1 protein-coding gene is annotated in these 634 nt (G+C 42.1%); it reads right to left on the bottom strand.

Annotated elements, in window-relative coordinates; all coding sequences use genetic code 11:
• Positions 1-634: tyrosine-type recombinase/integrase (locus tag Q7C21_RS22410; protein ID WP_375151144.1), on the bottom strand; the 634-nt coding region annotated here is incomplete at both ends.

Here is a 634-nt window from a genome sequence, read left to right as displayed (position 1 = left end):
ATCCACTTTGCATAGATTTTGGTGAACGTAATAATATCATGGCCCATCTGATAAGCTGCTGCAGAAACATCGATCATACTATTGAGCATTGTCGTCGCGTAAGTATGCCGACAATTATAAGCAGGTCGCATTCTTATACCGATCACTGGTAGCACTTCCTGAAACTTCTCAGACAATTTGTCCGGTCGTGTCCATGGCTCATCGGTATGCAAGCTGATAAACAGCCGCGACTGGTGGCCAGTTAGTTGCTTAAGTCTATCCAATACGACCAATATCTTATCATTGAGATAAATATTGCGGATCTCATTCGTCTTAGTTGACAGCTGAACTTTGCCACTGCTCAACGTCTTACTTATTTTTGCTAGTCGATTGGTTATATCTATGTCAGCCCAGTCTATGGCCAATGATTCACCAGGGCGACAACCGGTCCAAAACTGCCAAACGAAATACAAATACCAAATCTCTTTATCATCCCTCCAATGGCTTTGCATATAATCAAGTATGGCCAAACGCTCATTAGGCAAAAAAGGATCAGGCTCATCCTTTTGGGTTTTCTTATTACGTATACGTTTAGTGGGTAACTCTTCAATAATTTCATCAATAAACGCTAAATCAAACACCCCGCGCAGTGGCG

It is taken from the genome of Pantoea sp. ANP04 (assembly GCF_041982285.1).
Taxonomy (GTDB): domain Bacteria; phylum Pseudomonadota; class Gammaproteobacteria; order Enterobacterales; family Enterobacteriaceae; genus Pantoea; species Pantoea eucalypti.
This window is presented reverse-complemented; position numbering and strand designations above follow the sequence as displayed.